At 66.5% G+C, this 10,322-nt stretch carries 11 protein-coding genes; 4 read left to right on the top strand and 7 right to left on the bottom strand.

The genetic code is table 11. The annotated features are described in order from the left end of the window. From ACXJL8_RS22745 to ACXJL8_RS22730, 4 genes are all read right to left on the bottom strand, one after another. Positions 1-840: patatin-like phospholipase family protein (locus ACXJL8_RS22745; protein WP_456685626.1), on the bottom strand; the 840-nt coding region annotated here is incomplete at its 3' end. Between the two features lie 148 nt (positions 841-988). Continuing rightward, positions 989-1,585 (bottom strand): glycerol-3-phosphate 1-O-acyltransferase PlsY, encoded by a 597-nt coding sequence (gene plsY, locus ACXJL8_RS22740; protein ID WP_456622719.1) that lies wholly within the window; start codon positions 1,583-1,585, stop codon positions 989-991. Positions 1,586-1,668: 83 nt separating this feature from the next. Further along, entirely contained in the window at positions 1,669-2,970 is a 1,302-nt protein-coding gene (locus tag ACXJL8_RS22735; RefSeq protein WP_456622752.1) for a dihydroorotase, read from the bottom strand. A gap of 5 nt (positions 2,971-2,975) precedes the next feature. Beyond that, the gene (locus tag ACXJL8_RS22730) at positions 2,976-3,923 is read right to left on the bottom strand and encodes an aspartate carbamoyltransferase catalytic subunit (protein ID WP_456685625.1); all 948 of its coding nucleotides are present in this window, start codon (positions 3,921-3,923) and stop codon (positions 2,976-2,978) included. A 186-nt stretch (positions 3,924-4,109) separates the two neighbouring features. Here ACXJL8_RS22730 and ACXJL8_RS22725 point away from each other — a divergent pair, with 186 nt between their 5' ends. The 3 genes from ACXJL8_RS22725 (at position 4,110) to ACXJL8_RS22715 (ending at position 7,461) form a co-directional block, all read left to right on the top strand. Beyond that, positions 4,110-4,886: a M15 family metallopeptidase gene (locus ACXJL8_RS22725; protein ID WP_456622721.1), complete on the top strand. Its 777-nt coding sequence runs from the start codon at positions 4,110-4,112 to the stop codon at positions 4,884-4,886. Between the two features lie 20 nt (positions 4,887-4,906). Further along, the gene (locus ACXJL8_RS22720) at positions 4,907-6,550 is read left to right on the top strand and encodes an acyl-CoA dehydrogenase family protein (RefSeq protein ID WP_456622722.1); all 1,644 of its coding nucleotides are present in this window, start codon (positions 4,907-4,909) and stop codon (positions 6,548-6,550) included. A gap of 146 nt (positions 6,551-6,696) precedes the next feature. Beyond that, positions 6,697-7,461, top strand: a complete 765-nt coding sequence (locus ACXJL8_RS22715) for a CPBP family intramembrane glutamic endopeptidase (protein ID WP_456622723.1) — start codon at positions 6,697-6,699, stop codon at positions 7,459-7,461. Here the strand turns inward: ACXJL8_RS22715 and ACXJL8_RS22710 are convergent. Together ACXJL8_RS22710 and ruvX are read right to left on the bottom strand one after the other, a co-directional pair. After that, positions 7,458-8,381 carry an AEC family transporter gene (locus ACXJL8_RS22710; RefSeq protein WP_456622724.1) on the bottom strand — a complete coding sequence of 308 codons (924 nt, stop codon included), beginning with the start codon at positions 8,379-8,381 and terminating at the stop codon, positions 7,458-7,460. The two genes, ACXJL8_RS22715 and ACXJL8_RS22710, sit on opposite strands and share 4 nt — an antisense overlap. 3 nt (positions 8,382-8,384) lie before the next feature. Beyond that, positions 8,385-8,876 carry a Holliday junction resolvase RuvX gene (ruvX, locus tag ACXJL8_RS22705; protein ID WP_456622725.1) on the bottom strand — a complete coding sequence of 164 codons (492 nt, stop codon included), beginning with the start codon at positions 8,874-8,876 and terminating at the stop codon, positions 8,385-8,387. A 45-nt stretch (positions 8,877-8,921) separates the two neighbouring features. Between ruvX and ACXJL8_RS22700 the strand changes: the two genes are divergently transcribed. Next, positions 8,922-9,137 carry a hypothetical protein gene (locus ACXJL8_RS22700; protein WP_456622726.1) on the top strand — a complete coding sequence of 72 codons (216 nt, stop codon included), beginning with the start codon at positions 8,922-8,924 and terminating at the stop codon, positions 9,135-9,137. Positions 9,138-9,202: 65 nt separating this feature from the next. Here the strand turns inward: ACXJL8_RS22700 and ACXJL8_RS22695 are convergent, their stop codons facing one another. After that, positions 9,203-10,138 (bottom strand): cyclase family protein, encoded by a 936-nt coding sequence (locus ACXJL8_RS22695; protein WP_456622727.1) that lies wholly within the window; start codon positions 10,136-10,138, stop codon positions 9,203-9,205. Positions 10,139-10,322 lie beyond the last annotated feature (184 nt).

Genomic DNA, 10,322 nt, shown 5'->3' with positions numbered 1-10,322 from the left:
TTCCTGCGCCAGCTGCAGCAGCGGTGGATTGCCGCCAAGGCCGCCGTCCCAATAGGCCTCGCCGTCGATCTCGACGGCGCAGTGAACCAAAGGCGGGCAGGTCGAGGCCAGCGCGACATCGGCGGTGATCGTATCGTTACGAAAAATCCGCTGCTGCCCGTCGCGGATCCGTGTCGCCGCGATCAGCAGCCTTGGGCACTTCGCGCCGCGGAGTGCCGCAAAATCGATGTCGCGCGACAGGGCCTGGCGCAGCGGGTCGAGATCGAACGGATCGAACTGGCCCGAGCGCAGCGTCGGCCCGAATGCCACCGAGCTTCCCGCCGGCGAAAATCCGCCGACCAGCATCAGCGAGCGGAACGAGGCCTCGTGCATCAGCCGGACCCAGAACCGGTTCAGCCGGGCGCGGGCGGCCTCGCGTCCGCCCTCGGCCAGGCCGCAGGCGAGCAGAAGCGCGTTGACGGCGCCCGCGCTGGCACCGCTGACGGTGTCGATCTCGATGGCGGGCTCTTCCAGGAGCCGCTCCAGCACGCCCCAGGTGAAGGCGGCAAAGGTCCCGCCGCCCTGGAGGGCCAGCGACAGTTTTTGCGGCGGCCATTGTCGGGAGGGCGACCGCTCGCGCGTGACAGGGGCGGTCGCGACCACGACCTCGATCGGGGCCGCAATATGCACGACGGGATCGGGCGGCGGCGACGGCGGTGAAACGGGAGCAGGTTCGGGCGAGGGAGGCGGCGAGGGTGCACTCGACCAGATATCCGTTGCCGAAAGCAGCCGGCTTGCCGCGGTGCGCGCCGCACCCTGCAAGCCACCGTCATCATGCACGCCGAGACTCTTCTCGCTCATTCTGAGCAACCGCGTAACGCCATTTCCGCCGTCAGGATGACAGGCCTGGAACCCGTTCGCCACTCTGGCCGCGAGTCGGCCAGAGTTGCAAACAGGAATTGGCACATAATGCGGAGACGCTGCGGCGGTATCCGTACTTTTTTCCGGCCTATGCCTTCTCGCCGATCCGGCTTTCCTTGCCCGATTGCAATCGCTTGATGTTCTCGCGATGCGCGTAGAACAGCAGCAGCGTCAGCACCGCGAACAGTGCAGACAGTGCGAGATGCCCGAACCACCACAGGAACAGCGGCGTGATGAAGGATGCGACCAGCGCCGAGAGCGAAGAGTAGCGGGTGGTGAAGGCCGTCGCGAGCCAGAGCAGGCAGAACACGACTGCGCCGGGCCAGAACAGGCCGAGCAGGATGCCGATATAGACGGCGACGCCCTTGCCGCCCCTGAACTTGAGCCAGACCGGAAAGAGATGGCCGAGGAACGCGCCGAGTCCGGCCACCATGGCGGCATTGGGCCCGGCGATGTAGCCGGCGATCAAGACCGCCGCCGTGCCCTTGAGCGCGTCGAACAGCAGGGTTGCCGCGGCAAGGCCCTTGCGTCCCGTGCGCAGGACATTGGTGGCGCCGATACTGCCGGAGCCGATCGAGCGCAGATCCTGCGTGCCCGCGAGCTTGGTCAGAACCAGCCCGAACGGGATCGAGCCGAGCAGATAGCCGATGACGAACGCCACCGGCAGGAACGCTTCAAGCCCCACGGCCGCATCTCCATGTTGAACTGCGACGCCACGCATGATCCCGTTCCGATACGCTGTCGCGGCGCAGGGCGACCTCCGGCACGCTAGACATGCTCAAAGACCGTCCGCCCGCCGACGATGGTCCGCACCACGCGGCCTGTAAAGCGGGCTTCGTCGAAWGGTGTGTTCTTGCAGGGCGATTTGAGATCGGCGGGATCGACCACCCAGGGCGTGTCGGGGTCGATCACGATGACATCCGCCGGCGCGCCGGCGCGCAGGGTTCCCCCGGGCAGGCCCAGAATCTCGGCCGGCCGGGTCGACATCGCCCGGATCAGCATCTTCAGTTCCAATTCGCCGTTGTGCACGAGCCGCAAGCCCGCCGGCAGCATGGTCTCGAGCCCGATGGCACCGCTTGCTGCTTCCGCGAACGGCAGGCGCTTGCCCTCGACGTCCTGCGGATTGTGGTCGGACATGATGACGTCGACGAGGCCGGAGGCGACGGCTGCGACCAGGGCGCGGCGGTCGTCCTCCGTGCGCAGCGGGGGCGACAGCTTCAGGAAGGTCCGGTAGGGGCCGATGTCGTTCTCGTTCAGCGCGAGGTGGTTGATCGAGACCGAGGCGGTGACGGGGAGCCCGGCATCGCGGGCGCGTTTCAGGATCTCGAGCGAGTCGGTGCAGGAGAGGGAGGCTGCGTGATAGCGGCCGCCGGTGAGCGCGACCAAGCGCATGTCGCGCTCCAGCATCACGGCCTCCGCCGCGTTCGGGATGCCCATCAGGCCGAGTCGCGTGGCGAACTCGCCCTCGTTCATCACGCCTTCGCCGACGAGCTTGGGATCCTCGGTATGGTGCACGATCAGCGCGTCGAAATCGCGCGCATAGGTCAGCGCCCAGCGCATCACCTGCGCATTGGTCACGCTCCTGTCGCCGTCGCTGAAGGCAACCGCGCCGGCCGCCTTGAGGAGGCCGAACTCGGTCATCTCCTCGCCGCGCATGCCCTTGGTCAGCGCCGCCATCGGCAGGATGTTGACGATTGCGGTGTCGCGGGCGCGGCGCATCACGAAATCGACGGTCGCGGAATTGTCGATGACGGGCTCGGTCTCGGGCTGGCAGATGATGGTGGTGACGCCGCCGGTTGCGGCTGCCTGGCTCGCGGAGGCAAAGGTCTCGCGATGGCTGAAGCCGGGCTCGCCGACAAAGGCGCGCATGTCGATCAGGCCGGGGGCCACGATCTTGCCGGAGCAGTTGACGATGTCGGTGCCCTCGGGGACGCCGGCCGCGCCGATGCCGCGACGGGTCTCGCGGATGGTGCCGTCGGCGATCAGGACGTCGCCGGGACCGTCGAAATCCCTGGAGGGATCGACGACGCGGGCATTGGCAAGCAGGAGGGGTCGTCGATCGGTCAACATGAGCATCACGCGTTCGGCAGGTTGCGGGCGAGCGCTTCCAGGACGGCCATGCGCACGGCCACGCCCATCTCCACCTGCTCGCGGATCAGGGACTGGGCGCCGTCGGCCACGGCCGAGTCGATCTCGACGCCGCGGTTCATGGGGCCGGGATGCATCACGAGCGCATCCGGCTTGGCGTAGGCGAGCTTCTTCTGGTCGAGCCCGAAATAATGGAAGTATTCGCTGGATGAGGGCACGAAGGAGCCGTTCATGCGCTCGCGCTGGAGCCGCAGCATCATGACGATGTCGGCGCCTTCGAGCCCCTCGCGCATGTCGCGGGCGACCTCGACCCCCATCCGCTCGAGCCCGGGCGGCAGCAGCGTGGAGRGGCCGACGACGCGAACGCGGGCGCCCATGGTGTTGAGCAGGATGATGTTGGACCGTGCCACGCGCGAATGCAGCACGTCGCCGCAGATCGCCACCACGAGGCCCTCGATCCGGCCCTTGTTGCGGCGGATGGTGAGGGCATCCAGCAGCGCCTGGGTCGGATGCTCGTGCGCGCCGTCGCCGGCATTGATCACGGAACCGTCAACCTTGCGCGCCAGCAGTTCCACGGCGCCGGAGGCGTGGTGCCGGACCACCAGGATATCCGGGTGCATGGCGTTCAGCGTCACCGCGGTGTCGATCAGCGTCTCGCCCTTCTTCATGGACGAGGAGGACACCGACATGTTCATGACGTCGGCGCCCAGGCGCTTGCCGGCGAGCTCGAACGAGGATTGGGTGCGGGTGGAGGCCTCGAAGAACAGGTTCACCTGCGTCCGTCCACGCAGGACGGTACGCTTCTTGTCCACCTGGCGGTTGAGCTCGACATATTCTTCGGACAGGTCGAGCAGGCCGGTGATGTCGGCAGCGGAAAGGCCCTCGATGCCCAGCAAATGCCGGTGGCCGAGGACGAAGGTCGATTTCGATGTCATTAAAACGAGAGCTATAGGCGGGGATGGCTGGGGGGGCAAGGGGCAAAGGGGAGGCGGCGAGTTATCCCCTGAGGAGTCTGGTACATCGTCATTCCGGGATGGCGCGCAAGCGCCAGACCCGGAATCTCGAGATTCCGGGTTCGATGCTCCAGGCCGCGCTTCGCGGTCCTGTCGCATCGCCCCGGAATGACGCCGAGAATCTGGAAGCGCTCCGTGAAACCAATTTTGATCGCACTTTTAACAATCGCCACCGCCTCGTCCGCCCACGCCCAATCGCTCCCCGGCGGCTTCGTCTATCTGCGCGACATCGACCCCAGCATCATCCAGGACATCCGCTACGCCACCTCGAACAATTTCATCGGCCGTCCGCTCGCCGGCTACGGCGCCGGCGAATGCGTGGTGAAGCGGGAGGTGGGGATGCGGCTGAAGGCGGTCCAGCAGGAACTCGCCGCGCAGAACCTGTCGCTGAAGATGTTCGACTGCTACCGGCCGGGGCGGGCCTCGCTCGACATGGTCGCGTGGTCGCAGAACGGCCGCGAGACCGCCACTGAGCGTCGCTACAATCCCAAAACTCCCAAGACCGAGCTGTTTCGCCTCGGCTACGTCGCGAGCCGCTCGCAGCATTCCACGGGCGCTGCGCTCGACCTGACCCTGGTCGACCTCACGGCCGACAATTCAGCCAAATACGATCCGTCGAAGGCCTATGCCGATTGCACGGCGCCGGCCGGGGCGCGGGCGCCGGAAGGCAGCGTCGACATGGGCACCGGCTATGATTGCACGGATGCGAAGGGGCACACCTCCGCACCGTCGATCGCGCCGGACCAGCGCGCCTGGCGCAAGCGGCTGGTGGCTGCGATGGCGAAGCAAGGCTTTGTGAACTATTCGAAGGAGTGGTGGCATTTTTCGCTGCCGGGGGCAGGCGGGGCGGCCTATGATTTCCCGATCCAGCCGCGGCGGAACTGATTCCGGTCCGGGGAAACAAGATGACCCAGCCCAGCTTCGCAACCCACGAGGTCTTCAACCAGTCGCCGCCGTTCGAGGATGTCGATCTGTTCGCCGTGGACCGGCCGCTGGTCGAGGCGGTGAAGGCCAATGGCGGCGCTGCGGCGGAGCGGGAGCTGTCGGAGTTCGGCAAGCACTGGGGCTCGGCCGCGATGGCCGATCGCGGGCGCGCGGCGAACGAGAACACGCCGAAACTGCGCAGCTTCGACGCCAAAGGCAATCGCCGCGACCAGGTCGAGTTTCATCCCGCCTATCACGAGCTGATGGCGCACAGCGCGCATGCCGGCGTGCACAATTCGACGTGGACGGCGGACGGCAAGCCCGCGGGCGATGCCGCTGAGGTCATCCGCGCCGCAAAGTTCTACATCGCCTCGCAGGTCGAGACCGGCCATCTCTGCCCGATCACGATGACGCGGGCGTCTGTTGCCGCGCTGGCGATGCAGCCGGATCTGCTCGCCCGCGTGATGCCGGTGCTGGCGACGAAGAGCTACGATCCGACATTCGCGCCGTGGTGGGAGAAGCGTGGCATGACGCTCGGCATGGGCATGACCGAGAAGCAGGGCGGCACCGACGTGCGCGCCAACATGACGCGCGCGGTGCGCGACGGGGACGCCTATCGCATCACCGGCCACAAATGGTTCATGTCGGCGCCGATGTGCGATGCGTTCCTGGTGCTGGCGCAGGCCGATGAGGGACTGACCTGTTTCTTCATGCCGCGCTTTGCGCCGGACGGGTCGGTCAACGCCATCCAGTTCCAGCGGCTGAAGGACAAGCTTGGCAACCGCTCCAATGCGTCGTCCGAAGTCGAGTTCGTCGGCGCCTATGCGCAAGCGGTCGGCGAGGCGGGCAAGGGCGTCCGCACCATCATCCAGATGGTGCAGCTGACGAGGCAGGATTGCGCGATCGCCTCCGCCGGCCTGATGCGCTCGGGGCTGGCGCATGCGCTGCATCACGCCCGTCACCGCAGCGTATTCCAGAAACATCTCGCCGATCAGCCCTTGATGCAGGCGGTGCTTTCGGACATGGCGCTGCATGTGGAGGCCAGCGTCGCCCTGGTGATGCGGCTCTGCCGCGCCTTCGACCGCACCCCGCACGATGCGGCGGAGGCCGCCTATATGCGGCTACTCACGCCCGCGATCAAATACTGGACCTGYAAGAGCGCGCCCGCCTTCCTCTACGAGGCGATGGAGTGCCTCGGCGGCAACGGCTATGTCGAGGACGGCATTTTGGCGCGGCACTACCGGGAGGCGCCGGTCAACGCGATCTGGGAGGGCTCGGGGAACGTGATGTGCCTCGACGTGCTGCGCGCGCTGTCGCGCGAGCCGGAGGCGGCGATGGCGGTGCTGCAAGCGCTTGCCGCCGGGACCAAAGGTCTGCCGGGGGCGGGTGAGGCGGCGGCGTTCATCGGCAAGGCCTTCCGCCGCGCCGACGGCGAGCGCGTCGCGCGGCTCGCGGTCGAGAAGCTGGCATTGCTTGCCGCGGCCGCCGCGCTCAACGCCGTGTCGCCGCGCCATGCCGAACTGTTCGCGGCCACGCGCCTCGGCACCACCCACGCCGGCATGTATGGCGCGGTGGAGCTGGAGAGCGGCGAGGTGCGCGCGGTGCTGGAGAGGGCGCTGCCGTGATCGGTGCGCGCTCTAACCACTCGTCATGGCCGGGCTTGACCCGGCCACCCACGTCTTGCGGCGCGGGACTGAGAACGTGGATGCCCGGGACAAGCCCGGGCATGACGATCTCTAGATAGTTTGCGCCCAATAACGAAAGCCTTTTGATGGACACCCTCAATCCCGATCTTTCGCCGCTCACGGTGACGCCTGCGACGCCGCGCGTCTGGAAATTCTGGGGCACGTCGCTCTGGGGCGTGGTCATCTTCGCTGCAATGTTTGTCGGGCAGATCGGGGCCATCGTCTATCTGGTCTGGGACCGGGGCGACCCCCTCGACCTGATGTCGATGCAGGACGTCGGCCGCGAGCCCGCGGCGCTCGCGCTGTCGGTGACGATGGGCCTGCCGGCGACACTTGCCGCGGTGTGGCTTGCCGTCCGCATCAAGAAGGCCTCCTTCGTCGACTATCTCGCGCTGCATTGGCCGTCCTGGAAGCAACTCCTGTTCGGTGCGGTCGGGCTTATCCTGATCGTGGTCGCCTGGGAGACGATGTCGCGGAGCCTCGGCCGCGAGGCGACGCCTGGCTTCATGACCGATCTGTTGAAATCCGGCCGCGACAAGGGCGCGGCGCTGATGCTGCTGTTCGCCTTCAGCGTGGCAGCGCCGATGTCCGAAGAGGTCCTCGCACGCGGCTTTCTATTTCGCGGCTGGTCGGCGAGCTTTTTGCGCGTGCCCGGCGCGATCATCCTGTCGTCGCTGGTGTGGACAATCGTGCATCTGCAATACGACATGTACTTCCTCGCCGAGGTCTTCTCCATCGGCCTGTGGTTCGGCTACATGCGCCATCGCGCGGGCTCGCTCTGGCTCACCATCGTGCTGCACGCGCTGAACAACCTGACCGCGGTGGTGCTGACGATGTGGCTGGGGAGCTAGGCCACCAGCGCGATCGCGATCGGCATCGTGATCGCCGCCAAAATGGTTTGCAGCGTGATGATCTGCGCGAGCAGCGGCGCATCGCCGCCCATCTGACGGGCGAGCACATAGGCGCTGGGCGAGGTCGGCACCGCCGCGCAGATCGCCACGATCGCGAGGCTGTTGCCGGACAGGCCGAACCAGGCGGCGAGCGCCAGCGCGAGCACCGGCATCAGCGCCAGCTTGAAGCCCACGCCGATCGTGGCGCTTACGCTGGGGCGGAGCAGGCCGTTGAGCTGCAGGCCGGCGCCGGTGACGAGCAGGCCGATGGCGAGCGAGGAGCGGCCGAGCGCATCGGCAACTTCGTGCCAGATCTTCGGGAGCGGCAAATGCACGACATTGACGAAGAGCCCGATGGCGCAGGCCCAGATCAGGGGATTGCGGATCACGGTCATGACGATGGCGCGGGCGGACTGCTTCTCGGGCGCAGCGTAATGGGCGAGCACGGCGACGCTGAACACGTTGACCAGCGGAATGATCGCGACCATCGCCACGGAGGCCAGCGCCAGCCCGACATCGCCGAACATGTTGGCGGACACCGAGAGCGCCACATAGGTCTGCCAGCGCGTCGCGCCCTGGAAGATCGAGGAGAAGGCAGGGCCGTCGATGCCGAGCCGCGACAGGGCAGGGCGCAACGCGAGGCACAACAGCGACATCGCGAGCGCCGACAGCAGCAGCGCCCCGCCGACGCCGGCGACGGGGACCTGGCCGAGGTCGGCTTTCACCAGCGTCTGGATCAGCAGCATCGGAAACAGCACGAAATAGGTCAGCCGCTCGAGCCCGTGCCATTGCGTGTCGAGCCGCATCAGGCTGCGCTTCAGCACGACGCCGAGCACGATGAGGATGAAGACCGGCAGCAGCGCCGCGATCACGACGGCCATGGATCAGCCAGGTCCGGAGGTTGCGCGGAGGTTGGCGAGCCGGTCGAGCGCGCCTTGCAGGATGAAGATCGCGGCGTGCTCGTCGATCACCTCGGCGCGCTTGGCGCGGCTGACGTCCATGCCGATCAGCTCGCGTTCGACCGCAGCCGTCGAGAGGCGCTCGTCCCAGAGCCCGATCGGAAGCGTGGTCAGCCCGGCAAGATTGCGGGCGAAGGCGCGGGTCGATTGCGCGCGCGGGCCCTCGCTGCCGTCCATGTTGATGGGCAGGCCGAGCACGAAGCCGACCGCCTTGCGCTCGGCCGCGATCGCGAGCAGCCGGGCGGCATCCTGCTTGAACGCCTTGCGCTGGATGGTCTCGACCCCGGTCGCTAACCGGCGGTCCGGATTGGACACGGCAACCCCAATGGTTTTGGTGCCGAGATCGAGGCCGACCAGCCCACCGCGTTCGGGCCAGTGGGTTGCAGCATCGACCAGGGGCAGGATAAGAGCCGGCATGGATCAGCGCATAGCATGCGTCGCGCCGCGGAGTGAACCCTGACGATGGATGCGCTGACACTATTCGGCCTGTTTGCCGTCACCGCGATGCTGGTCTGCTATGCCATGGAGGATCGCAGCCATTGGTTCGTGCTGCTGTTCGCAATGTCCTGTGCGCTCGGCTCGGCCTACGGCTTCCTGCAAGGCGCCTGGCCGTTCGGCCTGGTCGAGGCGATCTGGGCCGTGGTGGCGCTGCGGCGATGGCATCTCAGGCCGCGGTAGAAGAGTTCGGGCGAGGGCGCCTGCCGGGCGGCAGGCCGATCCTCGCCCGTGGGTAGACTTGCCGATCAGCGGATCGCGATCGGATTGATCATCGCCTGCACGCCGCCGGTCCAGCGCGGCTGTCCCAGCACGAACAGGAATTCATATCCCTTGTCCCGGGCGAGCGCAGCGGTGTCCATGTTCTCGAGGATGTAGGTCCCGTTCATGGCAAGTAGGATCTGGTGCACCTCGAACACGTTCTTGGACTCGAACGGCAGCACCTCGAGCGCCCAGGTGTCGGCGCCGATTGCGACGACGCCCTTGCCGGTCAGGTATTTTGCGCCTTCGACGCCGAGCCCGGGCTCGCCCGCCGAATAGCGCTTGTCGTCCTTGCCGATCAGGCTGAGCCAGCCGGTGTGGAAGATGACGACGTCGCCCTGGCGGATCTCGACGTTCTGCTGCTTGGCGGCTTCCTCGATCTCCTTGACGTTGAAGGCGGTGCCTTCCTTCACGATGTCGGTCTTGAAATAGGCGGCCATGTCGAGCAGCACGCCGCGGGTGACCATCGGCGGCACCTTCTCGATGCCGAGCTTTTTCAGCCCGTTGGGATCGGCGAAGTCGGCGAGCTTGTTGCCGTTGTAATAGACGTGCTCGACGCCGAGATGTCCGAGGCCGTCGAGCTGGCTGCCGATGCCGACCCACGTATCCAGGATGTCGTCGTTATAGGTCGCCTTGTTCGGACCGAGGCCTGGGCTGCCGGCCTGTCCGGGTTGCACGATGGTGAGCTTGAAGGTGCGCGGCGGATAGGCCGGCGTGTTGGGTGTGACGGGAATGCCGAGTGCATAGGTCTTGCCGGTCTTCACCAGCGACGCTGCTTTCAGCACGAGCTCGGGCGTCATGTAATTGGCGGCGCCGATCTCGTCGTTCGGTCCCCATTTCGATTTGGTCCAGTCCTGTGCGCTTGCAGTTCCTGATATCGCCGACAACGCGGCGACACAGCACAACACGAGCGTATTGCGCATCGATAGTCCTCCCGATGTTTTTTGCCGATGTTTTGGCTTCGTTATGGTTTCGCGCTGGCCAGCGCCGCATCCTAACGTAGAACGGTCGCGCGCTTCAAAGCATTTCGAAGTGCTGCGTTGCGATGGCGGAACGCAGTGATCGATTGAAATGCGATCCGCGCGGCCTTCGTAGCCCGGATGGAGC

The organism is Bradyrhizobium sp. P5_C11_2 (assembly GCF_054049755.1).
This window is presented reverse-complemented; position numbering and strand designations above follow the sequence as displayed.

Coding starts and splice junctions, on each gene's coding strand:
- ACXJL8_RS22725 (WP_456622721.1), top strand. CDS start 4,110: ATGACGCCGAGAATCTGGAAGCGCTCCGTGAAACCAATTTTGATCGCA.
- ACXJL8_RS22715 (WP_456622723.1), top strand. CDS start 6,697: ATGGACACCCTCAATCCCGATCTTTCGCCGCTCACGGTGACGCCTGCG.
- ACXJL8_RS22710 (WP_456622724.1), bottom strand. CDS start 8,381: ATGGCCGTCGTGATCGCGGCGCTGCTGCCGGTCTTCATCCTCATCGTG.
- ruvX (WP_456622725.1), bottom strand. CDS start 8,876: ATGCCGGCTCTTATCCTGCCCCTGGTCGATGCTGCAACCCACTGGCCC.
- ACXJL8_RS22700 (WP_456622726.1), top strand. CDS start 8,922: ATGGATGCGCTGACACTATTCGGCCTGTTTGCCGTCACCGCGATGCTG.
- ACXJL8_RS22695 (WP_456622727.1), bottom strand. CDS start 10,138: ATGCGCAATACGCTCGTGTTGTGCTGTGTCGCCGCGTTGTCGGCGATA.